The organism is Rhodococcus sp. LW-XY12 (genome assembly GCF_019317345.1).
GTDB lineage: Bacteria > Actinomycetota > Actinomycetes > Mycobacteriales > Mycobacteriaceae > Rhodococcus > Rhodococcus pyridinivorans.
Genome location: NZ_CP079225.1, coordinates 4,800,784 through 4,825,457, shown reverse-complemented (window position 1 = coordinate 4,825,457; position 24,674 = coordinate 4,800,784). Strand labels below are relative to the sequence as shown.

Genomic DNA, 24,674 nt, shown 5'->3' with positions numbered 1-24,674 from the left:
CGGCTCGACGCGATGTGTCCGGCGATATCTCCACGATGACAGCCTGTGGCTACGGTCACACCAGGCAAATACCTAGGGATACCTAGGACCCCTGGGTGGGGGGTCGGAAGGCCCTCGAGCGACCGGAGGCGGAAAGACCCCTCGACACGGCCGTACCGCTCGTGCGCATCGCGGTGCCGGAGCAGCGCGTGCGTACGAGCGGTACGGGGATGAGGGTATTCAGCCGGCCGGGGTGAACCGTTCGCGCCGGATGCGTCGCGGCGACATGCGGCGACGCTTGAACGCCTTCACCGATGCCTCGACGAACGCGTCCGATCCGCAGATGTAACCGGTGAACTCCTTCGCGGACGCGACGTCCTCGAGGAAAGCGTCGGTGACGTATCCGTCGCGGTCTCCGCCGCTCTCCCTGCTCACGCAGGTGATGTAGCGGAAGCCGGGATGGCGGGTCTCCAGTTCGCGGAGGAAGTCGACGTCGTACAGGTCCGCGCAGGTACGGACCCCGTGGTAGAGCAGGATCTGCCGGTCGGGGACGAGGGAGAGCGCCTGCCGGACGATGGCCTCGAGCGGGGCGAGGCCCGTCCCACCGCCGAGCAGGACGATCGGGCCGGTGCCCTCCAGGTCGAAGGTGAAGTCGCCGTACGGGCCGGTGACGGTCACGCGTTCACCCACGTCGATGCGCTCGAAGACCCATTCGCTCGCGACTCCACCGGGTTGCCGGCGGATGTGCAGTTCGAGCTCTTTGGCCTCGGAGGGCGGATTCGCGAGTGAGTACTGCCGTCGGATCTCGGTCCCGGGAACTGTCACCTCCACGTACTGCCCGGCCGAGAACTCGAGCGGTTCGTCGGCGGTGAGCAACACCTTGCGTGTGTCGGCGGCGATGTCGCGTACCTCGGCGACGGTGACGACGACGTCGCGCAGCACGTGCGTGCCGGCGGGTTCCTCCGTTGCGGAGGTCTCGAAGGCGACGTCGCCGCGCGGGGTGGCCTGGCACGCGAGGACGAATCCGGCCGCGAGTTCGTCGGCGGTGAGCGTCTCCTCCGGCGAGTTCCGATGATCGAGTTCGCCGTCGAGGACCTTGATCTTGCAGGTGCCGCAGGTTCCCTGGTTGCAGGAGTTGGGCATCCAGTTGCCGTTGCGCAGGAACGCTTCCAGCACCGTCCGACCGGGTTCGCAGGGAACGACGCCGGTGCCCGCGGTGAGTGTGTACGGCATGGTCAGATCTCCCACCGGGCGTGCAGGGTCTTCGGGCCGCGGAAGCCCCAACCCCAGAATTCGACGTCCTCGGAAGTGTCCCGCTCGAGATTGGGGATGGTCTCGAGCAGTTCTTCGAGACCGATGCGGCTCACGTTGTTCGCGAAGTAGATTCCCGCGCAGGCATGCTTGCCGGCACCGAAGGCGAGGTGGGGGAGCGGCGGGCGGGTCAGGTCGTAGCGGCTGGGGGCGTCGAACACGTCGATGTCGTGGTTCGCCGACCCGTAGGACAGCATGACCACCGACCCTTCGCTGATCTCGATTCCTGATACGACGGTGTCGCGCTTGGCGATACGTGCGGTGCCGGACCAGATCGGGGCGGTCCAGCGCATCCCTTCGGCGATCGCGCGGGGGATGAGTCCCGGTTCGTCCACCACGGCTTCGAACTGTTCGGGGCGGGTGAACAGGCCTGCCAGGGTGGAACTCATGGCGTGTCCCGGTTCCTGCATGGCGCCGAGGAGGAAGACGTACAGCGTCGGGTAGATGTAGTCGCGGTCCCGCGTCTGCCCTTCGGGCATCCCGTCGTGCAGCCAGTGCGAGATGGCGCTGTCGTCGGGATGCTCGATCCAGTGGTCGATCAGCGGGTCGACGACGGAACGGATCTCCTCCTTGGCGCGGTCGCCCTCGTCGAAACGTTCCTGGTTCAGAAAGTTTCCGTCCTCGTCCATCGCTGCGTTGGTGAACGAATCCGACAGTTTGTGGAACCATTCGCGCAGTTTGTCCGAACTGACGTCCTTCAGTCCGAGGAGATCACCGAGCGACCGCACACTCACCGGCTCGCAGAACTGGGCGACGAGATCGGCCCTGCCGTCGGACTCGAACGCCTCGACGTAGCGTCGTGCGATCGGGCGGACGAGATCCTCGATCCAGCGGTCCACCTCGGCGGGCTGGAGGGCGGGTTCGACCATCGACCGCAGGTCGCGGTGGATGTCGCCGTTGACGCCGATGATCGCGGGATGACCGAAGGTGCGGCCACCGGCGGGGGTGATGATGCCGTCGAAGTCGTCGCCGGCCGCGACCGCACGGCACGCTTCGGTCGTGGACGCTACGTAGGCGCCGAGGACGGGCACGAAGGCGACCGGAGCTTCGGCACGCAAGCGCTCGTAGACCGGGTACGGATTGCGCTCGAGTTCTTCCATGGTGATCTCGTCGAGCCACGAAAGGGTGCTGGTCATCGGTGTACCTCCGGGTCGGGAGCCGTCCGGCGACGGCCGGGCCGTTGTTGACGTGGCCAGGACCATACGAGTCGGCCGACGGGCCGGTCGATGCACATTGCGCGGTCCCTGGACGAATCACGCGACTATGTGATCCAGGTCTCGGAAGCGGTTAGTCTCGAAGGCGTGAGTGTGCCCGAGATCGAGGACTGGGACGACGCCTCGCGCGTCGTGGCGGACGTGTACTTCCCGCACCGATTGACGGACCTCGGAAAGGTGGATCGTCCTGAGCTCGAATTGGTCTCGGCCGATCTCGGAGGTGTCACGATCGGTCGGATGGGCTGGGGAGCGGACGTCGCGATCGAATGCGAGTATCCGGGCGCCTACGAGGTGAACATACCGCTGAGCGGGCGGCTCGAATCGCGGGGGCGCTCGGGCACCGTCGTCTCCGAACCCGGCTCGGCGACAGTCTTCCGCGCGGACACCCCGTCGCTCATCACACGGTGGGACGCCGAATGTTCGGTCCTCGGAATCAAGTTCGATCGAGAACATCTCGAACGCGAAGCGGACCGCATTCTCGGTGGTCCGTTGCGGTCGCGCCTCGAACTTCCCGACCGCCTCGATCTGCGGGGGTCGGCGCAGGAATGGCACCGTCTCGTGGCAGCGCTGAGCGAGCAGCTCGCCGGGCCGACCCGGGTGCTCACGAATCCTCTCGTGTCGGCCCAGCTCGGCGGTGCGGTCACCACGGCCTTCGTCCTGGCGGTCGCGCCGGCCGACGAAATGTCACCGGCACCCCGCCCGGGCATGGTCCGGCGGGTGTTGAATGCTCTGCAGGAGGATCCGGGTCGTGTCTGGACGGCAGCCGACATGGCGGAGATCGCCGGAACCAGTGTGCGCAGGTTGCAGGAGGCGTTCTCCGAGTACGTGGGCAGCAGTCCGTCCGCGTGTCTGCGCGACATCCGGCTCGATCGCGCCCACGCGGATCTTACTGCCGGGGGAATCACCGTGGCAGATGTGGCTTTCCGGTGGGGTTTCGGCCATCCGGGGCGTTTCGCCGCCGCCTTCAGGAAGCGGTACGGCGTCACCCCTACGGAAGTCCTGCGGGGCTGAACGCATGCGGATTCGGACGCACGTATGCGGGTGACGACCTCGTGGTCGTCACCCGCTCGTGCGTCCTCCCGGACGGCTCAGCCGAACCAGAGGATGGGTGTGGGCCGATCGAACGAAAGCTCAGGGTAGTCGTCGTCCGCGACCGGCGTCCGCAGCCGCCGCTCGACGTAGTCCAGACCGTTGCTGCGCATGTATTCGATGCAGGACACCGTGTACCCGACGGAATCCGTGCGCGTACTGACGATGGGGCGGAACAGATTCGGGAAGCCGTGCACCGTCAGGGCATCGCGCTCGAGCGCGGCGCCGTCTCGGCCCTGCAGTGTGAGGCCGCCGTGCCCGTCTACGACGAACTTCGCTCGGCCGACGACGGTGCCGCCGATGAGGATCTCCCACCGATGGTCGATGTCGTCGTAGCGGACGGCGCTCGCGGTGCCGATCTCGTGGACCGCCAGCCGTAGTTCGTCGCGCAACCGGGCCGAGACCCGCTGGGAGGCGAAGGAGCGTCCGAGGACTACCGCGTCGAATTCCGGTGCAGGGGGATGGGACACGGAGGTCGAAGCGGTCGTGGTCATCTCGGACGCTCCTTCGCGGTGGGTGGATGTTGGGGGCCGCGCGCGGACGGGCAGGAGAACGGAGATCATCCGCCCGCGCGCGGGAGTCGGTTACTTGTAGAACGCGCTGACGTCGGAGTTGCCGATCAGGTCGGGCACGGTCCAGCCGTCGAGGTCGTACTCACTCATGAACTGCTCCGCGAAGCCCTTCATGGAGGCGACGTCACCGCGGCTCTCGGCGGCGAACAGCAGCTCGGCCTTGACGTTCTCGTGGTTGCCGGCATAGTTCCGTTCGTACAGTTCGTGGCGGCCACCGAACTCGGAGCCGATCGAATCCCACAGTGCCTTCATGACCTTCACGCGGTCGACCGCCTGGATGCCGTCGGAGCCGCGGACATACTTGTCGAGGTAAGGACGCACGTCCGGGTTCTTGAAGTCGGCGGCGGACGAGGGCAGGTAGATCAGGCCCGAGGCGACGTCCTGCTCGATGATCTCCTTGATGCGCGGGTAGCCCTGCATCGCGAACATGCGGTAGGTGAGGCCGTATTCGAGCTTGGGGATTACGGTGCCGTCGATCCACGGCTCCGGGTTGTTCACCATGGAGTCGGTGAGCGACCAGAACAGGTTGCGCCAGCCGATGACCTCACCGACACGGGTCTGCACGCCGCGGAATCCGCCGGCGCCGGTGGCGTCGAGAGCCTTCATGAGGAGACCGGCGATGAAGTCGAGTTTGACCGCGAGTCGCGTGCAGCCCTGCAGCGTGAAGCGCTGGAGGAAGCCGGAGCCGCCGAGGAAGTTGTTGATCTTCTCGACGTCCCCGTACATGAAGACGTTCTCCCAGGGCACGAGCACCTTGTCGAAGATGAAGATCGCGTCGTTCTCGTCCATCCGCGAGGAGATCGGGTAGTCGAACGGGGAGCCGACGATGTTCGCGTTCTGAGAGTAGGAGGCGCGCGAGATGAGCTTGATGCCGGGTGCGTCCATCGGCACCGTGCAGATCAGCGCGAATTCCTTCTTCTTGATCGGCAGACCGTAGTGAGCGATGAAGTTGTAGTTCGTGATGGCCGAGCCGGTCGCGACGACCTTGGCGCCGGAGACGATGAGGCCGGCGTCGGTCTCCTTCTCGACCTTCATGAACACGTCGCCGACCTGGTCCGGCGGTAGCTGACGGTCGACCGGCGGATTGATGATCGCGTGGTTCCAGTACAGGACCTTCTCCTGCGACTCGCGGTACCAGCGCTTCGCGTTGTCCTGGAAGGGCGAGTAGAACTCGTCGTTCGCGCCGAGCGTGCCGAGGAAGGACGCCTTGTAGTCGGGGCTGCGGCCCATCCAGCCGTAGGTCAGCCGTGCCCAGGTGGCGATGGCGTCGCGGTCGGCCCGCAGGTCGTCGGCGGACTTCGGGGTGCGGAAGAACGGCATGGTCACGCCGCCGTTGCCGGTGTCGGTGGGGGTGGTGAGGGTGTTGACGTGCTCACCGGTGTGGAGGGCGTCGTAGAGGCGCGCCGTCATCCGGATCGAGTTGCGGAAGGCCGGATGGTTGGTGAAATCCTTGACTCGCTCACCGTGCAGGTAGATCTCGCGACCGTCGTCGATGGAGGCGATGTACTCGTCGCCGGTCATGGGGCGGGAGGCGAAGTTCTTCTGCTGGTTGGCCGGGGAGTCCGCGGCGACGTTCACCTTGGAACGATCGAGGGTCTCCGAGGGCCGGGGTTCGGTGGTGGTCATGGGATTTCTCCTTGTCCGGGGGAGTGGAAGATGTTCAGGCGTGGGCTGCGGCGAGGTGGAACGGCACGAAGCGGGTCTGCGAGTCGAACCATCCGCTGTGCGGATCGTCGAGCGAGCCGTTCCACGCGGTGGACGTGCTCGGGGCGCCGAGATCATGGAAAGTGCTGCGGTAGAACAGGAGTGGGTCGACCGTCTCGTCGAAGGTGGCGTCGACGATCTCGCCGATGTAGATGATGTGGTCGCCGCCGTCGTATTCGCGCCAGGGCGTGCACGACAGTGTCGCGGCGGTGCCGGCGAGGATCGGGGCGGTGGGGCCCTGCTCCCAGACCGGCTCGGGCGACTGGGGGCGTCCTGCGAAGTGCAGTGCAGTGTCGAGCTGGTTTGCGGCGAGGATGTTGACCGCGAACGGCGCGTCGGACAGGAACCGGCAGGCCTTGGAGGTGCGGGTCAGGGTGACCTGGCACAGGCGGGGCTCGAGCGAGACGGCGGTGAAGGCGGTGACGGTCGCGCCGTGGGGCTCTCCGTCGCTGTTCGCGCAGGTGATGACGGTGACGCCGCTGGCGAACTGTCCGAAGATATCGCGGAGTGTGCGCTGATCCATGTCTGCGTCCTCCTGTCCGGTGCGGGTTGTGGTGGACTTCGATTCGATGTGACACAGACCATATGGACGTCGTGGAACTTGTGCGATCCAGTGAGCGCGGTCACTATCCACCTAGCGCGGTGAGTGGGCCGAAGGGCCCTGTTTGCCTGGGGCCGTGTTCCGCATCACACTGGATCGCACGCGCTCGAACCACACGGATGCGCAGGTCGGAGCGCCGACGACGAGCTGGAAACGAAGGTGAGGGGCCGATGGCAATGGAGCCGACTTCGGGGCCGGTCGATTGGGAAGGGGTGGAAGAGGCTGTCTCGAATGCCTATTTCGAGCACGAACTGACGCCGCTCGACGACGTCGCGCCCTCGCTCCGGCTCCGCACACTGCCGCTCGGGCCGATCCGTCTCACGCGCATCGGCTGGGGAGCGGCGGTGTCGATCCGCAGCGAACATCCCGGGGCGTACGCGGTGAACACTCCGATCGCCGGTCGGATCGCCGCCGGCAACGGGTTGGTGTCGGAGGTCGGGCACGCCGCCGTCTTCCGTCCCGACACCGCAGCTCCGGAACAGAAGTGGACGAACGACTGCGAGATCGTCGGGATCAAGCTCGAACGCGACTATCTACAGCGCGAGATGTCGCGCATCCTCGCCCGTCCCGACCTGCAGCTCCCGAATCGGGTGGATCTGACGACGCAGGCGGGCCAGAGCTGGATGACGCTGTTGCGCTCGGTCGTGGAACAGCTCAAGACGGACGAATCGCTCTGGCGGAATCCGCTTGTCTCGGAGCAGTTGTCGGGTGCTCTGACGACCTCGTTCATCCTCGCGGTCATGCCGGAGGGCGCGGATCCGACCGGCGGGGCGCGCCCGCGCATCATCAAGCGTGTCCTCGACCGGTTGCACGAGGATCCCGCCTCGGCGTGGACCACCGCCGAGATGGCCGAGGTGGCCGGGGTCAGCGTGCGGCGCCTGCAGGAGGGGTTCCGCGAATATCTCGGGGTGTGCCCGCGCGACTATCTGCTCGACCTGCGCCTCGAGCGCATCCACGAGGAACTCGCGGTGGGCGATGCGGCGGAACTGTCGGTCACCGATGTGGCTCTGAAGTGGGGTATCACCCATACCGGCCGGTTCGCGGCGGCCTACAAGCGTAAGTATGGGGTGGCACCGTCGGTCACGCTGCGTGGGTGATCGAGGGCCGTCAGTCGTGGTGGTAGCCGAGCTCGCTGCTGAGCCTTTCGGCGCAGTTCACGACCCTTTTCGTAGCGAGATCGCAGAACGAGTCGAGGGTGTGCCGACCGGTCGACGTCGAGCACGCGAGCACTCCCACGGCATAGCCGGAGGGGTCGAAGACGGGAGCGGCGATCGTGATGAGCCCTTCCTCGAGTTCGGCGGAGGTGATCGCGTAGCCGCGGTTGCGCACGTGGGCCAGTTCGGCACGCAGGTCGTCGGGGTTGTCGATCGTCGCGCTCGTGAATCGTACGAACTCGGTTTCCTCGAGCACGCGATCGACGATGTCGCGTGGTGACCAGGCCAGCAGCGCCCGACCCATCGACGTCGCGTAGGCGGGGACGCGGGTGCCGACGGAGACGTTGATGCTCATGATCCGGCGGACCGGGACGCGTGCGGCGTAGACGACCTCGGTGCCGTCGAGTACGCCGAGGGATGCGGATTCGTTGGCGTGCTCGGCGATCTCGACGAGTTTCGGCAATGCCGAGTCCACGAGAGTGTGGGATTCGGTGTAGTGCCGGCCGATACTGAGCACGCGTGGAGTGAGCGACCATCTCGTGCCGTGCGAGGTGACGTAGCCGAGTTTCTGCAGGGTCAGCAGGATCCGGCGGACCGCGGGTCGCGACAGGCCGGTCTTGGCGGCCAGCTCGGCCAGGCTGGGGTTCGGGTCCTTGTCGTCGAAGGCGTGCAATACCGCGAAACCACGTTCGATGCTCTGGATGAAGTCTCGATCGTTGCTAGGGCCATTACCTAGGTCGATGCTCGGCATCCTGCCTCCTACCTGCGTACTTGTTGATACTGCCCGATCCGGTGTTGACAAGCTGTGTGACACCACGCACAGTATGTGATGTACGCACTGCGATACACAAGTACGCACAGCGTACTGACCGGTGATCACCGCAGCCCCTGTGTCGCACCGGCCCCACACTTCCGATAGTTCAGTCCCCACGAGGAGAGCCATGACCACCATGGAGAACCCCACCGCCCACGGGTCCGGCAACGCTGCGACCGACAAGTTCAAGTCCGAGCGGGTCACGTCCGACACCTCGGTCGAGCGTGCGTCGGCGATCTACCAGGACGTGATCGGGGCTTTCGCCGACATCATCCAGAAGCACCAGGTGACCTACGACGAGTACCGGGTGCTCAAGCAGTGGCTCATCGACGTGGGTGAATACGGCGAGTGGCCGCTGTGGCTGGACGTCTTCCTCGAGCACGAGATCGAGAAGGTGCACTACAACCGCAAGGGCTTCACCGGCACCAAGGGCTCCATCGAAGGCCCCTACTACGTCCCGGACAGCCCGAAGCTCCCGGCCAAGTGCACGATGCCGATGCGCGAGAAGGACAAGGTCGCGCCGCCGCTGGTCTTCAAGGGCCAGGTCACCGACCTCGAGGGCAACGGCCTGCATGGCGCCACCGTCGAGCTGTGGCACGCCGACGAAGAGGGCTTCTACTCGCAGTTCGCCCCCGGTATCCCCGAGTGGAACCTGCGCGGCACCGTCGAGGTCGACGAGAACGGCAACTTCGAGATCACCACGCTCAAGCCGGCTCCCTACAAGATCCCGGCCGACGGACCGACCGGCTGGTTCATCAGCTCCTACGGCGGACACCCCTGGCGTCCGGCCCACCTGCACCTCATGGTGAAGGCTCCCGGCAAGCGCGCCATCACCACCCAGCTGTACTTCAAGGGCGGCGAGTGGGTCGAGGACGACGTCGCCACGGCCGTCAAGCCCGAGCTCATCCTGGATCCGCAGCCCAACGCCGACGGCATCGACGAAGTGACCTACAACTTCGTACTCGACCCCGAAGCGTGATCCGCACCGCGGAAACCGCCCGATCCGGCCCCCGCGCGCGAGTCGGTTCTGCGTAACGAATGCCGGTGCCCCACTGGGGTACCGGCATTCGTGCTGAATGCAGGGTCGACGTATTCCCCGTCACACCCCGATCCGATTGTGAGCAATTCCGATGTCCGACCCCGATCTGAAGATCGCCTCCGTCACCACGACGATCATCGATGTACCGCTGATCCGACCCCACAAGTTCGCCACCACCACCGCCGAAGCGCAGCCGATCCTGCTCGTCGCGGTGACCACCGAGGGCGGCGTCACCGGTTACGGTGAAGGCGTCGTGCCGGGCGGGCCGTGGTGGGGCGGCGAATCGGTCGAGACGATGCAGCAGATCGTCGATCGCTACATCGGGCCCTACATCATCGGACGCGGAGTCGACGAGATCAGTGGCGTCATGGTCGATATCGAGCGCATCGTCGCCAACGCGCGATTCGCGAAGGCCGCCGTCGACGTCGCGATGCACGACGCGTGGGGACGCGCGCTGGGTGTGCCGGTCGCGTCGCTGCTCGGCGGTGCCTTCCGGACCGGCGTCGACGTGCGGTGGGCGCTCGGCGCCGCGCCGCTCGAAGAGATCGTCGAGGAGGTCACCCACAAGCGTGAGCAGCGTCTGAACTACTCCTTCAAGCTCAAGATGGGTGCGCTCGACCCGGCATTCGACACCGATCGTGTCGTCAAGATCGTCGAGGCGTTCGGCGGCGAGGTCGGATTCAGCATCGACGTCAACGCCCGCTGGGACCGTTTCACCGCGCTGCGCCACGTCCCGCAGCTCGTCGACGGTGGAGTCGAGCTCATCGAACAGCCCACTCCCGCAGATCAACTCGACGTGCTCGCCGAGATCAACCGACGCGTCTCGGCGCCGGTGATGGCCGACGAGTCCGTGCAGACCCCGCACGACGCGTACGAGGTGGCCAAGCTCGGCGCCGCCGACGTCGTCGCGCTCAAGACCACCAAGTGCGGCGGATTGCAGCGCAGCAAGCAGGTCGTCGCCGTCGCGAAGGCGGCCGGCCTGCGGTGCCACGGTGCGACCTCCATCGAAGGCCCCATCGGGACCGCCGCGTCCGTCCACTTCGCCTGCGCCGAACCGGGGATCGACTACGGCACCGAACTGTTCGGTCCGCAGTTGTTCGCCGTCGAACTGCTGCAGGAGCCGCTCGACTACTCCGAGGGCCAGGTGCACCTGCCCGAGGGGCCGGGACTCGGCGTCGAACTCGACATGGACGTCGTGAAGAAGTACGCGCGTTCCTGATTCGCGCTCTCGTCAGAACAGAAGAAGGAGAAACATCATGGCACTGTTCCACGTTCGGATGGACGTCGACATCCCCCGCGATCTGGACCCCGACGTGCGCGCCGAGACCGTCGCGAAGGAGAAGGCCTACAGCCAGGATCTCCAGCGCCAGGGCAAGTGGCGGGAGATCTGGCGGATCGTCGGCCAGTACAGCAACATCTCGATCTTCGACGTCGAGTCGGCCGACGAATTGCACGAGATCCTGTGGAACCTGCCGTTGTTCCCCTACATGAACATCGAGGTCATGCCGCTGACGAAGCACGGCTCCGACATCAAGTGACCCTCGGCGCAGGCGAGTGGCTCATACTCGGGTTATGAGCCTGCCACTGCGCGACGTCTACGCCGAGCCGACCCTCGCCGACCTGATGCCTTCGGTGCTCTCGTCCGCGGGGGTCGCCGGTGAGACCAACCGACTCGATCTCACTCCAGTCGATCACACCGTCGTCCTACTCGTCGACGGGATGGGATGGGAGCTGCTGCAGCGCAACGCGAAAGCCGCTCCGTACCTGACGCAGGCGCCGGGGAGCCCGATGCGTGCCGGCTTCCCGACGACCACCGCCGTCAGCCTCGCTTCCCTCGGGACGGGGCTGCCGTCCGGCCTCCACGGCATCACCGGTTACCAGTCGTACGTCGACGAGATCGAGGCCCCGGTCAACTGGCTCCGCTGGACCCTCGCCGGAACCGCGATCGACCAGCGCGACGATCTTGTACCCGAGACCGTGCAGCCCCACCCGACGGTGTTCGAACGCGGCCGCGAGGCGGGCCTGACCGTCACCACCGTCGTGCCGAATGCCTTCGAGGGCAGCGGCCTCACCCGGGCCGTGCTGCGCGGCGGCAACTTCGTCGGGGTCTCCGCCTACGGCGATCTGCTCGCCCAGGTCGTCGCCGCGGTGAGCGCCGGCGACCGCAGCCTCGTCTACTGCTACATCGGCGAGGTCGACACCCTCGGACACGTCTACGGACCGGAGTCCGCGGCGTGGCTCGCGCAACTCACGGTGGTCGATCGTTTCGTCGAGCAACTCGCCGACGCGCTGCCGACCGGCACCCGCCTGCTCGTCACCGCCGATCACGGCATGGTCGACGCCTCGCGGGGTCGCCGCATCGACTTCGACCACACCCCGGGTCTCGGTGAGGACGTCACCGTCATCGCCGGGGAACCGCGGTGCCGCCACATCTACACCTACCACGTCGACCGGGTCCTCGAACGCTGGCGCAACGAACTCGGCGACCACGCGTGGGTCGGCACCCGCGACGACGCGTTCGCGGCGTGCCTGTTCGGATCCGATCCCGATCCGGCGCTGGCCAAACGGATCGGCGACATCGTGGCCGTCGGACGCGGCGAATCGACGGTGATCCGCAGCGACGGCGAGCAGGTCATGTCGAACCTTCCCGGGCAGCACGGGGCGTTGACCGACGAGGAACTGCTCGTGCCGCTGCTGCGGATCGGGTGACGCGTTCGAGGTCCGGGCCGCCGGGTGTCGGAACTCTCGATGCCTGAGACGTATCGGTCACATAGTGTGTGCACATGCGTACCGATGCGGTGACCTGGCACGACCGCAGCAGTAGGGTCGCGCTGATCCTCCTGTGGGTGGTCCGGATCCTCTTCAAGCCGATTCTGAGTCTCTGGCCGAGCAACGACTTCGGCATCGCCGTGCTCGGCCGGCTGTCGTGGGTGGTCGACAGGATCACGCCCACGCCGCGCGCCGTGCACGTCACGCAGACCGAACTCGGCGGAGTGCCCGGTGAGCGGATCATCTCCCCGAAGCCGGTCGACGATCCGCTCGACGACGCCACCATCCTCTACTTCCACGGCGGCGGCTTCATCTTCTGCGGCCCGTCCACCCACCGTCAGCTGTGCGTGCAGCTCGCGCTCGATTCCGGTGCCCCGGTGTACTCGATGGACTACCGGCAGGTGCCCGCGGTGCCGATCGCAGGTTCGGTGCAGGACGCGATGAACGCGTACACCGCTCTGCTCGAGGTGGCCGACGATCCCACGCGCATCGTCGTCGGCGGCGACTCGGCCGGCGGTTATCTCGCGGCGAAGGTCGCCGAACTCGCCGCGCGTCGCGGCATCCAGCGACCGGCCGCGGTGATCGGGTACTCGCCGCTGCTCAACCTCGACCTAGACAAGCACGACCCGAAGTACATGGCGAGGGACGCCTACCTGCCCATCAAGGCACTCGGGAAGATCAGTCCGCGCTGGTTCGCCGGGGAAGAGGCGATCGAGGGCGAGACGAACCCTGTCGACGCCGATCCGGCGCTGTTCCCTCCCATGTTCATGTGCGCCGCCGAATACGATCTGACCAGGCCGGACGTGGAGATCATGACCGAACGACTCGCGTCGGCGGGACGCACCGTGGAGACACATCTGTGGCGCGGGCAGATCCACGCGTGGCCGGTCCTGGCCCGCGCGATCCCCGAAGCCATGGAACTGATCGGGCTCAGCACCCGGTTCGCGCGACGCGCGATCGTCGCAGTGGACGACGCCGCCTGAACGCTCACAGGTTGGTGTCGGGCGGCTCCGGGCTCTCGGGCAGTCCGGCGCCGTGGCCGTCCCCGTCGCGCGGCGGACAGTTCCCGCCGACGGCGTAGGACGTCATCGACAGCGATCCGTATTCGACACCGTCGACGAGGGTCTCCGGTTGCTCCCCGGACTCGGCGGCCAGACCCGCGACGTACAGCAACGGCAGGAAATGATCGGGGGTCGGCACCGCGTGGCGGTAATCGGGGTGCTCACCCAGCGCCGCGGCGTCACCGGGACGGTCGCGCAGAACGGCGAAGGCATCCTCGTCGAATCGGTGCGCCCAGTCGAACCCCGCGCCCGGGCGTCGCGGATCCAGCGTGCCGAGGTTGTGGACGACGTTGCCGCTCGCGACGATCAACACCCCGCGATCGCGGAGTCCGGCGAGACGGGCTCCGAGTTCGACGTGATAGTCGAGCGGCTTGTAGGCGTTGAGGCTGAGCTGCACCACCGGGACATCCGCCTCCGGGAAGGCGTGGGTGAGCACCGACCAGGTGCCGTGGTCGATACCCCACGAGTCGACGTCGGCACCCACCCACGTCGGGTGGACGAGGTCGGCGATCTCCTCCGCCAGTTCCGGAGCACCCGGCGCCGGATACTCGACGTCGAACAACTCCTGCGGGAACCCGAAGAAGTCGTGGATCGTGCGCGGCGACCGCATCGCGGTCACCGCGGTGGCGTTGATGAACCAGTGGGCGGAGATCGCCAGGATCGCGCGGGGCGTCGGCACGGATCGCCCGAACGCCGCCCAGGCCTGCGTGTACCGATTCGATTCGAGCGCGTTGAGCGGACTGCCGTGGCCGACGAACGCGACCGGCATGCGTGACGACACGCCCTCTCCTTCCGGTTGTCGAGCCTCAGTTGTCGAGTCGTGTCTTCAACCAGGCCGTCAGGTCGTCGAGCACGCGGTCCTTCTCCGGCTCGTTGAACACCTCGTGGTACAGCCCGTCGTACAACTTCAGCGTCAAGTCCTTCGAACCCGCGCGGTCGGCGATGAGCTGCGACCCGGCGGGATCGGCGAGCGCATCGGCGGTTCCGTGCATGACGAGCAACGGCAGCCTCAGGTTCGGGAGGCGCCGCTCGAGGCTCTGCTCGTTGAGCACCAGCACCCGTGCAAGCCCGGCGGGCACGAGACCGTGGTGCACGAGCGGATCGGCGTCGTACGCCGCGACCACTGCGGGATCGCGCGAGACCGCCTTGCTGTCGAGCTTCTGCACCGGCACACCCGGCAGGAAACGCCCGATCAGCTTGCCGATCTCCACGACCGGTTTCGGCGTGCCCGACGTGACGATCACCGCCGGCCCCGACAACACGAGCGCGTCGAGCCGGTCCTGATGGTCGAGCGCGTAGGCCAGAGCGATCGCACCGCCCATCGAGTGACCGAGCATGAAGACCGGCAGGCCGGGATGCGCATGGGTCGCCAGATCGATCAGGCTGTCCAGGTCGTCGGTGAACTCGCGCATCTCCCGGGCGCCCACACGCTTGCCGCCCGACCGTCCGTGACCGCGGTGGTCGGGGGCGTACACGACGAGGCCGAGATCGGTGAGCCGCGCGACGACGTGGTCGTAGCGACGTGCGTGCTCACCCAGCCCGTGGCTGAGGATCAGCACGCCGGTAGGGGCCTCCGGCGACCACACGTCGTACACGATCGGGATCGCGCCGACGCCGGTGAACGACGATTCGGTGTGCTCCATGAGCGCCTCCTGCGGCCTCGTCGACAGATGTTCCTCGCATCTTCGCACGAGTACCGGCTCGGAGGCTTGTGTCCGGCCGGAGACAGAGGCACGCTCGAAAGAAGGGGGTGCGACCAAGGACACCTGTGATGGAAACCGAGATCACCGAGATCGCTCCGGATGTCTACCGCGTGTCCACATTTCTCGACGCGGCGAACCTGACGATGAACCAGTTCCTCGTGGACGGTGACGAGCCTCTGCTGTTCCATACCGGATATCGGTCGTTGTTCCCGTCGGTGTCGGAGGCGATAGCACGGTTGATACCGCTGGATCGGTTGCGGTGGATCACCTTCGGGCACGTCGAGGCCGACGAGTGCGGATCGATGAACTCCTGGCTCGAAGTGGCGCCGGCGGCGGAGGTCGCCCACGGTGCGATGGGTTGTTTCGTCCAGGTCGCCGATCTTGCGGATCGTCCACCGCATCCCCTGCAGGACGGGGACGTCCTGGCCACCGGGCGCCGTCGGGTGCGGCACATCGACACCCCGCACGTTCCACACGGATGGGATGCAGGTCTGATGTTCGAGGAAACGACATCCACCCTGTTGTGCGGTGATCTGTTCACGGCGTTCGGTAGATATCCGGCACGGACGACGAGCGAGATCGTCGGCCCCGCTCTGCAGGCGGAGGACCTGGGTCGCGCGACGTGCCTGACCCCCGAACTCGGACCCACCATCCGCGCACTCGCGGACCTGCACCCGAGCACTCTCGCACCCATGCACGCCCCGGCCTACGAGGGTGATTGCGCCGCGACCCTCGAGGAACTTGCTGCGGCATACGAGGAACGGTTCGCCGCCGAGGCGGACGTGCGCCGTGGCCGAGGACCGAAATCCGATTGACGGTGCTCGGGCGCTCGGTACCCTGGAGATCATGATCCAGGCGCTCTACTTCCACTGACGACACCCCCTCCGCGGCTCGGGACGTCCTCCGAGGTCGCGGTTCGAGCCGTACCCGAATACGGCCGAGTGTCCGGCCGTTCGTCAGCGAGCGCATCCTCCCACCCGTGATCCGGGGACGAGTGCGCCTCCGCACGGAGGAAACCACATGACCATCAGCATCACCATGCCCCGGCGCTCTCGCGCCCAACTCGGCGCCGTCGACGTCCACCTCGCCCGCGACGGTCATCCCGTCCTGCGCGGCGTCGACCTCGCGGTCACGCCGGGCTCCCGGCTGGGCGTCGTCGGGGAGAACGGGCGCGGCAAGTCCACGCTGCTGCACGTCCTCGCCGGCCGCCTCGAACCGGACTCGGGGACGGTGCGTCGGTTCGGCTCGTTCGGTATCGCCGAGCAGGAGATGACCGTCGCCGAGGGGCGCACCGTCGGCGATCTCGTCGACATCGAGCTGGCGCACGTCCGCGCCGCGCTGCGGGCGCTCGACGAGAGCACCGCAGCACTCGCCGACGAACGTCCGGGCGCCGCCGACGCGTACGCCGACGCCCTCGAGATCGCCGAGCAACTCGACGCGTGGGACGCCGACCGTCGCGTCGACACCGCCCTCGAAGCGCTCGGCGCCGTCACCGACCGCTCGCGACCGCTGGCGGAGATGTCGGTCGGGCAGCGCTACCGCGTGCGCCTGGCCGCACTGCTCGGCGCCGAACACGATTTCCTGTTGCTCGACGAGCCGACCAACCATCTCGACGCATCGGGGCTCGACTATCTCACCGAACGCCTGCAGCAGACCCGCAGCGGCGTGGTCCTCGTCAGCCACGACCGCGCCCTGCTGACCGACGTCGCCACGTCGATCCTCGACCTGAACCCGAGCCGCGACGGTCGTCCACGCCTGTACGGCGGGGGATACGCCGGCTTCCGGACGGGACGCGAGGCCGAATATGCCCGTTGGGTGAGCGAATACGCCCGTGAGCAGGCCGAGCGGGCCCGGCTGGAATCGGACCTCGAGTCCGCGCAGGATCGGCTCGTCACCGGCTGGCGGCCGGAGAAGGGCACCGGCAAGCACCAGCGTGCCACCCGCGCGCCGGCGCTCGTGCAGTCGGTGCACCGCCGTCAGGAAGCGCTGGACGACCATGCCGTGGCGGTACCGGTACCGCCGCTGCAGTTCTCCATGCCTGCGCTCGGCGCGGAGGCCGACGGGATCGACCCGGACACACCCTTGGTGCGCGTCGAGGACGTCATGGTGCGCGGCCGACTCGACCGTCCGGTCGATCTGGCCGTCCTCGCCGGTTCGCGGCTCGTCATCACCGGACCCAACGGCGCCGGCAAGTCGACGCTGCTCGCGGTCCTGGCCGGCGAGGTCGAACCGACGGCGGGAACCCGCGAGAGTGATCCCGTCGTACGGATCGGCCGGCTCGCCCAGGAGTCGCCGGCACCGTCGGTGGCGCGGGTACAGCAGGTCTACGACGCGCACGTCGGCGAACTGATCGTCGCCGGCCTCGTCCCCGACCAGGGAGCCGTCGATCTCGACGAACTCGGACTGTTCACCGAACGTGACCTCGGCAAGCGGGTCCGAGACCTGTCGATGGGCCAGCAACGACGCCTCGACCTGGCGATGGTTCTCGCCGCGCGACCGCACGTGCTGCTGCTCGACGAGCCCACCAACCACCTGTCGATCACGTTGGTCGACGAACTGACCGACGCCCTGGGGGCGACCGACGCCGCGGTCGCCGTGGCCACCCACGACCGGCAGATGCGACGCGACATCGCCCACTGGCCGCATCTGGCGCTGGGGCTCGCCCCGAAGGAATGCACCCGGAAGGGGCCGAAGCCATGAGAGTCCGGGTGCCGCGGAGTTGTTCGCCGCAGGGGCCACCGGATCGACGCGCGAAGTGGTCATCGGAGCGCGGAATTACGCGCTCTGATGACCACTTCGCGCTCCGATTCCCGGGCGTCGGTCAGCTCCGCGACTCCGTGGAGACGGCAGGCGCCGGCTCGGACGAGGCGTCCGCCGAGCGCGCCGGGCGCAGCGCGAACAGTGCCACCGCGGCGAGCACGACTACGCCGGCCACTCCGAAGTAGAGCTGTTCGGGCGTCCTCCCGCATCGAGGAGCACACCGGCCGCGGTCGGTGCGAGGATGGCGCCTGCTCGGCCGATGCCGATGGCAGAACCGACGCCGGATGGAGCACGAGGGTCTCGTCGAGGGCGAACAGGTGCGCTGGGGTCCCAACAGCACCAAGACCCGGTACTCGATCACCGGGGAGGGCATCCGGGCCTTCTGCGAATGGATGTCCACCCCGCTGGACTACGCCCCGGTGCGCGACGCCGCCCACACCGTTTCGCGCTCCGACGTGTGCGATCGGATCACGGCGTGCTGTCCGTCGGCGGCACGATCGAATGGGCGAGCGCCCGCATGAGGAACTCGAGTTCGGGATTGGGCGTCGCGTTGCTCCGCACCACCCCGCACACCGGAACCTGCAGCCGGTGGTGGATCTCGCGCATGAACTTCAGCCCCTTGCGGGGTGTGTCGGCCGCGGTGCCGGCGTAGAGCACGGTCCACGCCCTCGGGTTGGTGAGCACCTCGAGAGTCGCGGTGTGGTCGCTCGCGATCGGAGGTCCGAGGCGCACGCGACGACCGACCTCGACGAAGGCGTCCTCGACCACGCGGTGCAACAGCACCTGGCTGCCGCGCGGCGGTAGCAGCAGCGGGTAGTGGGCGAGGTCGCCGAGATCGACGGTGGAGAACGCCGACAGCGGGTGCTCGCTCGACGTGACGATGACGAGCTCTTCGATGCCGAGACGGATCGCCTCGAGCCCCGGGCGGTCGACGTCGCCGCGGATGAGCGCGAGATCGGCATCCCCGGACGCGACGGCGTTGACGCGGTCGGTGAAGTCCTTGATGACGAACTCCACGTCGATCTTGGGGTGACGTTCGCGGACGCTGGAGATGGCGTCGAGGCTCTGCGCCGCGAAGCTCATGTTCGCCGTGATGCGGATGCTCTCCCGCGGTTCGTGGCCCACTTCCAGGGCCTTCGCCTCGAGGCTGAGCACCTCGGCGGCGATCGGCATCAGGCGTCGGCCGGCCGAGGTGAGCTTGACCGAACGGGTGGTGCGGTCGAACAGGGTGGTGCCCAGTTCGTGCTCGAGCTTCGCGATCTGATGGCTGATCGCCGACTGCGAGATGAAGCAGCGCTGGGCAGCACGGGAGAAGCTGCCCTCCTCGCCGACGGCGAAGAAGTAGCGCAACTGACGGAAATCCATGGCTCCTCCCGGGGAACGTGCCATCCGCATTTATGAGCGAAACAGATAACAGTTTTTCGAATATCCCAGGTTAGTGGATAGCGAGGGTACTTCGTACCTACCTTGGTAGTCATACATCAACGGAGATGACAAGTACGTGGAGGTTTACGACAGCATGGACGATGCGGACACAGCGACCCTGGTCGATCGGACGGACGTCGTCATCGTGGGTTCCGGCTTCGGAGCATTGGCCACCGCCAAGAAGCTCGCCAAGGCCGGCACGCCCTTCGTTCTGATCTCGGAGACCACCGAGCATCTTTTCCAGCCTTTGCTCTACCAGGTCGCCACCGGCGTCCTTTCGCCCGGCGAGATCGCCCCGTCCGTGCGCGCGATCCTGGCCGAATACCCCAACGCCGACATCCGCCTGGGCCGCGTCGTCGATGTGCTCCCCGAGGAGAACACGGTTGTCTACGAGGCCGGCGGTCAGCGCCTGCGTCTCGGCTACAAGTACCTCGTCGCCGCGACCGGCGCCCGCCAGGCGTACTTCGGACGCGACGAGTTCGCCGACCTGACGTACGCGCTGAAGACCGTCGAGGACGCCGAGAAGCTGCGTCGCCAGATCGTGCGCTGCTTCGAGGAAGCACACGTCACCACCGATGCCGAGCGTCGGAAGAACCTGCTCAGCTTCATCGTCGTAGGCGCCGGCCCGACGGGCGTCGAGCTCGCGGGACAGATCAAGGAGCTCGCGCAGCGCTACTTCGCCGAGAACATCGGCAACATCCGCGCCGACGACGTCACCGTCACGCTCGTCGAGGGCGCAGACAAGGTTCTGCCCCCGTTCGGTGGCAAGCTCAGCGAGTACTCCAAGGAGTCGCTCGAGAAGAGCGGTGTCGACGTCGTCCTCGGCACGATGGTCACCGACATCGACGAGCACGGTGCCACGCTCACCACGCCCACGACCGAGGAGACCCGCCGCCTCACCGCGGAGACCATCATCTGGTCGGCAGGCATCCAGGCCAACGACTTCGCCGACGTACTCGCCGAGCGCACCGGCTGCGAGACGGTCCGCGGCGGACGCCTGCTCGTCGACCCCGACTTCACCGTCGGCCGCAGCGACAACATCTTCGCCATCGGCGACATGGTCACCCTCGACAACCTGCCGGCGCAGTCGCCGTTCGCCATGCAGGGTGGCCGCCACGTCGCGAAGATGATCACCGGCAAGGTCGCGATGGGCACCCCGTTCCAGTACAAGGACAAGGGAAGCATGGCGATCATCAACCGGTTCCGCGCCATCACGCGGGTCGGGAAGATCGAGCTCACCGGCTTCATCGCGTGGGTGCTGTGGCTCGCCGTCCACCTCGTCTACCTGGTTGGCTTCCGCAACCGCTACATCGCCGTCATGTCGTGGTGCGGTTCCTTCCTCGGACACCGCCGCCCCCACTTCTACTATGCGCAGGACGCCGTCCCGGTGCCCGCTGCGGAGAAGGAGGAGCCGGCAGCGAAGGACGAGCCGGAGAGCGACAAGGAACCCGTGCGGACGTCCGCATAACTTCAGATCCCCGAAAGGCTCCGACCACCCGGTCGGGGCCTTTCGTCGTTGACGCGCCGAATCGGGATCGACGCCGCGTGTTGCGGTGGCGAGCCCCGGTTCACCACGTGAACCGACGCGCCCGGCGGGTGAAAGTCGGGGTGATTTCCGGGATGTCCTGCAAGCCAGAGACGTTCGGCTGGTGTACATCGGCCGACCTGCGGCTACCGTGTGCAGCGCATCCCGAGGAGTGACCATGAACGATGGCAGCGGCCCCCGCGTCGCGACGACACGTGTCGGCTGCGATGTCGTCACCGTCCGAGACATCGCGTCGAGCATCGACCGGTTCGGCGACCGCTACCTGCAGCGTGTGTTCACCCCGCACGAGCTGGACGTATGCACCGGACCGGGGCGCGCCCAACGCCTCGCGGCGCGCTTCGCCGCGAAAGAAGCCGTCATGAAGGTCCTGCGTCCGCGCGAGCACGCGGTTCCCTGGCAGGCCATCGAAATCCGCCGCGCGGACTGGGGCGGATGCGCTGTCGTACTGGCCGGTAACGCGGCCGCCCTGGCGCGAGATGAACAGGTGACCGACATACAGGTCTCGATCTCCCACGAGTCCGAATACGCCATCGCGACGGTCGTGGCGACCCGCGTCGACGAAGCAGAAACTGGAGAACACCCATGACGGAGCAGGTGATCCGCAAGGTCCTCGGTGAGCACGCGAAGCTGTCGGTCGACAGCACGGCGCTCGACCCCGCCGCCGACCTCTACGAGCTCGGCCTGACATCGCACGCCAGCGTGAACGTGATGCTCGCCCTCGAAGACGCCTTCGACGTGGAATTCCCCGACGAACTGCTGCGCAAGAGCACCTTCGCGAGCGTCGGCGCCATCAGGTCGGCGTTGACGGAACTGGGCGTCGCGTGACGTCGACGTCCGCGCCCCCCACCGTCGCGGAGAAGGCCGGGCTGTCGCTGCTCGCCCGTGCCGAACTCGTCGGACGCGAGAGCGCCGGCCCCGCGGCCGCCGCGGTGGATCGTGAGGGACGGTTCCCGCACGAGGCAGTCGACGCGCTGCGCACCCACAAGCTGCTGAACTGCGCCGTCCCCGTCGATCAGGGTGGGGAGGGAGCATCCCTCGGTGAGCTGTGCGCCGTCGCCCGAATCCTCGGCCGGTACTGCGCCTCCACCGCGATGATCTTCGCGATGCACCAGACGCAGATCCTGTCGCTGGTGCATCACTCCACTCCCGGTGTGGCCACCTTCGTCGCCGAAGCGGTGGCGAACGATTACCTGATCGCTTCGGCGACCACCGAACTCGGCACCGGTGGCGACGTGCGCAGCAGCGTCTGCGCCGTGGCCCGCGACGGCGACACCGTCACGCTGACGAAGAACGCGCCGGTCATCTCGTACGGCGAGTACGCCGACGCGATCCTGGTGACCGCGCGTCGCACCGCCGACAGCCCGCCCAGCGACCAGGTGCTCGTCGTGTGCCGACGCGACGACGTGACCCTCGAACCCACCGGCAGCTGGGACACCCTCGGGCTGCGCGGCACGTGCAGCCCCGGATTCGTCCTCACCGCCACGACGTCCGCCGATCTCGTGGTCGGCACGGCCTACGCCGAGATCTCCTCGCGCACCATGCTTCCCGTCTCACACAGTGTGTGGTCGGCGGTGTGGCTCGGAATCGCCGACGCGGCGCTGGAGAAGGCCCGCTCGTTCGTGCGTTCGGCGGCCCGCCGCAGCCCGGGGGTCACCCCGCCCGGTGCGCTGCGACTCGCCGAAGCGGCCGCCGTGCACCAGCAGTTCTCCGATCTCGTCGCCGCGTCCGCCGCCCGGTTCGACGCCGCCGCGTCGGCGCAGGAGGAATCGATGTCGGGCATGGGTTTCTCGCTCGCCATGAACAACCTCAAGGTCACTGCGTCCACGCTCGTCGTGGATCTGGTGAACCGCGCGATGCTCATCTGCGGGATCGCCGGATACCGCGAGGATTCGCAGTACTCACTCGGCCGCCACCTGCGCGACGCGCACGGTGCCGCCGTGATGGTCAACAACGACCGCATCATGAACAACTCGGCCCAATTGTCGATCGCCTACCGGGGGACGCTGTGACAAGTACAGCCATTGCCAGCACCGCAACCGACGAGCTGTCCGAGCTCGAGCGTGCCCGCCTCGACTTCCAGCAGCAGTTGCTCGAGGCCGAACTGCTCGTGGAGACCGGTGTTCCCGGCCTCTACGGTCGGTCGGGTGTCTTCGAGGACATCGTCGACGGCATCGACCGCGTGGTGGTCGCGGCAGGTCCGGGCCGGGCCGCGACGCGCCTGCGCTTCCCGCCGGTCTTCCCGCGGACGAGTTTCGAGCGCACCGACTACATCGCCTCCTTCCCGCACCTGACCGGAGCGGTGAACACCTTTACGGGCAGCAACGCCGAGCACGCCGAACTGCTCGCCGCGCGGTCGAAGGGCGAGGCGTGGGATCCGTGGCTCGAACCCGCCGACACCGTGCTCGTCTCCGCCGCATGCCATCCCGCCTACTCGCGGTACACCGGTACGCTGCGTGAGGGCGGTGAACTGCTCGACGTTCTCGGTTACTGCTTCCGGCACGAGCCGGCCGTCGACCCCGCTCGCATGCAGGCCTTCCGGATGCACGAGTTCGTGCGTATCGGTACCGAGAACGACGCTGCGCAGCATCGTGATTCCTGGGTGGAGCGAGGACTCGAGGTGCTCGACTCGCTGGGCCTCGACGCGACCGCTGTACCTGCCAACGACCCGTTCTTCGGGCGGGCCGGGCGCATGCTGGCCGTCAACCAGCGCATCGAGAACCTCAAGACCGAGCTGACGGTCCGGCTCTACGGCGACCTCGACGACGGCACCGCCGTGGTCTCGTGCAATTGCCACCGCGAGCACTTCGGCGAGACCTTCGAGATCCGCACTGCCGACGGCGAAGTCGCGCACAGCGCGTGCGTCGGATTCGGAATGGAGCGGATCGTCCTGGCGCTGTTGCGGACCCACGGACTCGACGTCGACCGCTGGCCCGCACCGGTACGCGACAGGCTGTTCCCGTGAGCGATCGGCTCATCGACGTCCGCGTCGACGGGTACTCGCCGCACTTCGTGCACGCTGCCGACCGGATCTGGACCGAGACCAACTGCTACGTCGACCTGTGGGTAGAGGTGCTGCATTCGCTCGGCCACGATCCGGTCCCCGCTGCCGCGTGCGCGTTCTCGGCCCGGTTCGACGGCGCCCAATGGACCTTCCTCAAGTTCCGCCCCGAGGATCTGTTGGCGCTGTACGGGATCGACGTCGCGGAGATGAACGTCTGGCGCCGCCCCGTGGATCACCTCGAGGACAATGCCGCCGCCGGACTGCTGTCGACGATCGAGGTGGACGCCTTCTGGTTGCCCGACACCGAGGGAACCGGTTACCGGGAGAGTCGTTCGAAGACGACGATCGTGCCCAATCTCATCGATCGCGACAGCGGGACGCTCGAGTACTTCCACAACAGCGGCTATCACGTTCTCACCGGTGAGGACTTCCGCGGAGTCTTCGGCCTCGACGAGCCGGTACCCACCTGGCCTCCCTATCTCGAACAGGTGCGCCTCGACGCGGCACAACCGCAGTGCGACGCCTTCGACACCGTGGTGCTCCGGCACCTGCGCATGCGCGCCGGCTCGAATCCGGTGCGCGAGCTCGGCGAGCGGGTGCTCGCCGACATCGACCCGATTCGCACCGGAGGGATGGACGTCTTCCATCCGTGGACGTTCGGGGTGCTCCGTCAGTGCGGTGCCACCGCCGAACTTGCCGCGGACGTCAGCGTCTACATGGACGGTCGCGGATATCCCGGTGCGGCTGCCGCAGCCGACGGATTCCGCGCGGTCGCCGAGGGCGCGAAGAGCGTGCAGTTCCGGATGGCGCGTGCGGCACGCGGCCGCAATGTCGACCCCGGCGACCAGCTGATAGCGATGGCCGCTGCCTGGGAGGACGCCATGGCGACCGTCGTCCGCGCCGCCGGGGTGCGGTGACAGGATTCGACGCAC

The 24,674-nt window shown here is 67.3% G+C and carries 24 protein-coding genes; 15 read left to right on the top strand and 9 right to left on the bottom strand.

From position 1 onward, the window contains the following. Positions 1-219: 219 nt before the first annotated feature. Both KXC42_RS22170 and KXC42_RS22165 read right to left on the bottom strand, forming a co-directional pair. Positions 220-1,212: a 2Fe-2S iron-sulfur cluster-binding protein gene (locus KXC42_RS22170; protein ID WP_198162535.1), complete on the bottom strand. Its 993-nt coding sequence runs from the start codon at positions 1,210-1,212 to the stop codon at positions 220-222. A 2-nt stretch (positions 1,213-1,214) separates the two neighbouring features. Next, positions 1,215-2,426: a cytochrome P450 gene (locus KXC42_RS22165; RefSeq protein ID WP_006553158.1), complete on the bottom strand. Its 1,212-nt coding sequence runs from the start codon at positions 2,424-2,426 to the stop codon at positions 1,215-1,217. A 165-nt stretch (positions 2,427-2,591) separates the two neighbouring features. Between KXC42_RS22165 and KXC42_RS22160 the strand changes: the two genes are divergently transcribed. After that, on the top strand, positions 2,592-3,515 hold the full coding sequence (locus KXC42_RS22160; RefSeq protein WP_112320135.1) for an AraC family transcriptional regulator: 924 nt from the start codon (positions 2,592-2,594) through the stop codon (positions 3,513-3,515). Positions 3,516-3,592: 77 nt separating this feature from the next. On the opposite strand, the gene KXC42_RS22155 is transcribed toward KXC42_RS22160, so the two are convergent. From KXC42_RS22155 to KXC42_RS22145, 3 genes are all read right to left on the bottom strand, one after another. Beyond that, positions 3,593-4,087: a hypothetical protein gene (locus KXC42_RS22155; RefSeq protein WP_024102360.1), complete on the bottom strand. Its 495-nt coding sequence runs from the start codon at positions 4,085-4,087 to the stop codon at positions 3,593-3,595. Between the two features lie 90 nt (positions 4,088-4,177). Further along, positions 4,178-5,791: a 4-hydroxyphenylacetate 3-hydroxylase family protein gene (locus KXC42_RS22150; RefSeq protein ID WP_024102359.1), complete on the bottom strand. Its 1,614-nt coding sequence runs from the start codon at positions 5,789-5,791 to the stop codon at positions 4,178-4,180. Positions 5,792-5,825: 34 nt separating this feature from the next. Beyond that, the gene (locus KXC42_RS22145; protein ID WP_219129599.1) at positions 5,826-6,392 is read right to left on the bottom strand and encodes a flavin reductase family protein; all 567 of its coding nucleotides are present in this window, start codon (positions 6,390-6,392) and stop codon (positions 5,826-5,828) included. 254 nt (positions 6,393-6,646) lie between these two features. Here KXC42_RS22145 and KXC42_RS22140 point away from each other — a divergent pair, with 254 nt between their 5' ends. Further along, positions 6,647-7,567: an AraC family transcriptional regulator gene (locus KXC42_RS22140; protein ID WP_219130540.1), complete on the top strand. Its 921-nt coding sequence runs from the start codon at positions 6,647-6,649 to the stop codon at positions 7,565-7,567. A 10-nt stretch (positions 7,568-7,577) separates the two neighbouring features. Here KXC42_RS22140 and KXC42_RS22135 read toward each other — a convergent pair whose 3' ends face one another. Then, entirely contained in the window at positions 7,578-8,375 is a 798-nt protein-coding gene (locus tag KXC42_RS22135; protein ID WP_219129598.1) for an IclR family transcriptional regulator C-terminal domain-containing protein, read from the bottom strand. 190 nt (positions 8,376-8,565) lie between these two features. Between KXC42_RS22135 and catA the strand changes: the two genes are divergently transcribed. The 5 genes from catA to KXC42_RS22110 all read left to right on the top strand — a co-directional run bounded on the left by catA (position 8,566) and on the right by KXC42_RS22110 (position 13,229). After that, positions 8,566-9,417 (top strand): catechol 1,2-dioxygenase, encoded by an 852-nt coding sequence (gene catA, locus KXC42_RS22130; RefSeq protein WP_006553165.1) that lies wholly within the window; start codon positions 8,566-8,568, stop codon positions 9,415-9,417. 151 nt (positions 9,418-9,568) lie between these two features. Next, positions 9,569-10,696 carry a muconate/chloromuconate family cycloisomerase gene (locus KXC42_RS22125; protein ID WP_219129597.1) on the top strand — a complete coding sequence of 376 codons (1,128 nt, stop codon included), beginning with the start codon at positions 9,569-9,571 and terminating at the stop codon, positions 10,694-10,696. A 37-nt stretch (positions 10,697-10,733) separates the two neighbouring features. Further along, the gene (catC, locus tag KXC42_RS22120; protein ID WP_006553167.1) at positions 10,734-11,015 is read left to right on the top strand and encodes a muconolactone Delta-isomerase; all 282 of its coding nucleotides are present in this window, start codon (positions 10,734-10,736) and stop codon (positions 11,013-11,015) included. Positions 11,016-11,049: 34 nt separating this feature from the next. Further along, entirely contained in the window at positions 11,050-12,186 is a 1,137-nt protein-coding gene (locus KXC42_RS22115; protein ID WP_006553168.1) for an alkaline phosphatase family protein, read from the top strand. Positions 12,187-12,260: 74 nt separating this feature from the next. Further along, positions 12,261-13,229: an alpha/beta hydrolase gene (locus KXC42_RS22110; RefSeq protein ID WP_219129596.1), complete on the top strand. Its 969-nt coding sequence runs from the start codon at positions 12,261-12,263 to the stop codon at positions 13,227-13,229. A gap of 4 nt (positions 13,230-13,233) precedes the next feature. Here KXC42_RS22110 and ygiD read toward each other — a convergent pair whose 3' ends face one another. Together ygiD and KXC42_RS22100 are read right to left on the bottom strand one after the other, a co-directional pair. Next, a complete protein-coding gene (gene ygiD, locus KXC42_RS22105; protein ID WP_039584244.1) occupies positions 13,234-14,076 on the bottom strand; it encodes a 4,5-DOPA dioxygenase extradiol in 843 nt (280 codons plus the stop codon). A gap of 37 nt (positions 14,077-14,113) precedes the next feature. After that, on the bottom strand, positions 14,114-14,950 hold the full coding sequence (locus tag KXC42_RS22100) for an alpha/beta hydrolase (RefSeq protein ID WP_219129595.1): 837 nt from the start codon (positions 14,948-14,950) through the stop codon (positions 14,114-14,116). Between the two features lie 128 nt (positions 14,951-15,078). Between KXC42_RS22100 and KXC42_RS22095 the strand changes: the two genes are divergently transcribed. Next, positions 15,079-15,825, top strand: a complete 747-nt coding sequence (locus KXC42_RS22095; protein ID WP_071936012.1) for an MBL fold metallo-hydrolase — start codon at positions 15,079-15,081, stop codon at positions 15,823-15,825. Positions 15,826-16,030: 205 nt separating this feature from the next. Continuing rightward, positions 16,031-17,710, top strand: a complete 1,680-nt coding sequence (locus KXC42_RS22090; protein ID WP_219129594.1) for an ABC-F family ATP-binding cassette domain-containing protein — start codon at positions 16,031-16,033, stop codon at positions 17,708-17,710. Positions 17,711-18,238: 528 nt separating this feature from the next. Here the strand turns inward: KXC42_RS22090 and KXC42_RS22085 are convergent. Continuing rightward, a complete protein-coding gene (locus KXC42_RS22085) occupies positions 18,239-19,135 on the bottom strand; it encodes a LysR family transcriptional regulator (RefSeq protein ID WP_006553175.1) in 897 nt (298 codons plus the stop codon). A gap of 154 nt (positions 19,136-19,289) precedes the next feature. On the opposite strand from KXC42_RS22085, the gene KXC42_RS22080 reads away from it, so the two are divergent. From KXC42_RS22080 to KXC42_RS22055, 6 genes are all read left to right on the top strand, one after another. Next, positions 19,290-20,663 (top strand): NAD(P)/FAD-dependent oxidoreductase, encoded by a 1,374-nt coding sequence (locus KXC42_RS22080; RefSeq protein ID WP_219129593.1) that lies wholly within the window; start codon positions 19,290-19,292, stop codon positions 20,661-20,663. Positions 20,664-20,898: 235 nt separating this feature from the next. Further along, the gene (gene acpS / locus KXC42_RS22075; protein WP_033097557.1) at positions 20,899-21,327 is read left to right on the top strand and encodes a holo-ACP synthase; all 429 of its coding nucleotides are present in this window, start codon (positions 20,899-20,901) and stop codon (positions 21,325-21,327) included. Then, positions 21,324-21,566, top strand: coding sequence for an acyl carrier protein (locus KXC42_RS22070; RefSeq protein ID WP_024102340.1), 243 nt, complete (start codon positions 21,324-21,326; stop codon positions 21,564-21,566). Before acpS ends, KXC42_RS22070 begins: the two co-directional genes overlap by 4 nt. Beyond that, a complete protein-coding gene (locus tag KXC42_RS22065) occupies positions 21,563-22,750 on the top strand; it encodes an acyl-CoA dehydrogenase family protein (RefSeq protein ID WP_006553179.1) in 1,188 nt (395 codons plus the stop codon). The genes KXC42_RS22070 and KXC42_RS22065 overlap by 4 nt, the downstream gene beginning before the upstream one ends. Beyond that, positions 22,747-23,703, top strand: coding sequence for an amino acid--[acyl-carrier-protein] ligase (locus KXC42_RS22060; protein ID WP_219129592.1), 957 nt, complete (start codon positions 22,747-22,749; stop codon positions 23,701-23,703). Before KXC42_RS22065 ends, KXC42_RS22060 begins: the two co-directional genes overlap by 4 nt. Next, entirely contained in the window at positions 23,700-24,659 is a 960-nt protein-coding gene (locus KXC42_RS22055; RefSeq protein WP_039584236.1) for a DUF1839 family protein, read from the top strand. Before KXC42_RS22060 ends, KXC42_RS22055 begins: the two co-directional genes overlap by 4 nt. Positions 24,660-24,674 lie beyond the last annotated feature (15 nt).

Bases quoted from the DNA above. Each gene is read 5' to 3' on its own strand.
- KXC42_RS22170 (WP_198162535.1), bottom strand. From the start codon at position 1,212: ATGCCGTACACACTCACCGCGGGCACCGGCGTCGTTCCCTGCGAACCC.
- KXC42_RS22145 (WP_219129599.1), bottom strand. From the start codon at position 6,392: ATGGATCAGCGCACACTCCGCGATATCTTCGGACAGTTCGCCAGCGGC.
- KXC42_RS22100 (WP_219129595.1), bottom strand. From the start codon at position 14,950: ATGGAGCACACCGAATCGTCGTTCACCGGCGTCGGCGCGATCCCGATC.
- KXC42_RS22090 (WP_219129594.1), top strand. From the start codon at position 16,031: ATGACCATCAGCATCACCATGCCCCGGCGCTCTCGCGCCCAACTCGGC.
- KXC42_RS22140 (WP_219130540.1), top strand. From the start codon at position 6,647: ATGGAGCCGACTTCGGGGCCGGTCGATTGGGAAGGGGTGGAAGAGGCT.
- KXC42_RS22080 (WP_219129593.1), top strand. From the start codon at position 19,290: ATGGACGATGCGGACACAGCGACCCTGGTCGATCGGACGGACGTCGTC.
- KXC42_RS22070 (WP_024102340.1), top strand. From the start codon at position 21,324: ATGACGGAGCAGGTGATCCGCAAGGTCCTCGGTGAGCACGCGAAGCTG.
- KXC42_RS22165 (WP_006553158.1), bottom strand. From the start codon at position 2,426: ATGACCAGCACCCTTTCGTGGCTCGACGAGATCACCATGGAAGAACTC.
- KXC42_RS22135 (WP_219129598.1), bottom strand. From the start codon at position 8,375: ATGCCGAGCATCGACCTAGGTAATGGCCCTAGCAACGATCGAGACTTC.
- catA (WP_006553165.1), top strand. From the start codon at position 8,566: ATGACCACCATGGAGAACCCCACCGCCCACGGGTCCGGCAACGCTGCG.
- KXC42_RS22095 (WP_071936012.1), top strand. From the start codon at position 15,079: ATGGAAACCGAGATCACCGAGATCGCTCCGGATGTCTACCGCGTGTCC.
- acpS (WP_033097557.1), top strand. From the start codon at position 20,899: ATGAACGATGGCAGCGGCCCCCGCGTCGCGACGACACGTGTCGGCTGC.
- catC (WP_006553167.1), top strand. From the start codon at position 10,734: ATGGCACTGTTCCACGTTCGGATGGACGTCGACATCCCCCGCGATCTG.
- KXC42_RS22125 (WP_219129597.1), top strand. From the start codon at position 9,569: ATGTCCGACCCCGATCTGAAGATCGCCTCCGTCACCACGACGATCATC.
- KXC42_RS22115 (WP_006553168.1), top strand. From the start codon at position 11,050: ATGAGCCTGCCACTGCGCGACGTCTACGCCGAGCCGACCCTCGCCGAC.
- KXC42_RS22150 (WP_024102359.1), bottom strand. From the start codon at position 5,791: ATGACCACCACCGAACCCCGGCCCTCGGAGACCCTCGATCGTTCCAAG.
- KXC42_RS22155 (WP_024102360.1), bottom strand. From the start codon at position 4,087: ATGACCACGACCGCTTCGACCTCCGTGTCCCATCCCCCTGCACCGGAA.
- KXC42_RS22085 (WP_006553175.1), bottom strand. From the start codon at position 19,135: ATGGATTTCCGTCAGTTGCGCTACTTCTTCGCCGTCGGCGAGGAGGGC.
- ygiD (WP_039584244.1), bottom strand. From the start codon at position 14,076: ATGCCGGTCGCGTTCGTCGGCCACGGCAGTCCGCTCAACGCGCTCGAA.
- KXC42_RS22110 (WP_219129596.1), top strand. From the start codon at position 12,261: ATGCGTACCGATGCGGTGACCTGGCACGACCGCAGCAGTAGGGTCGCG.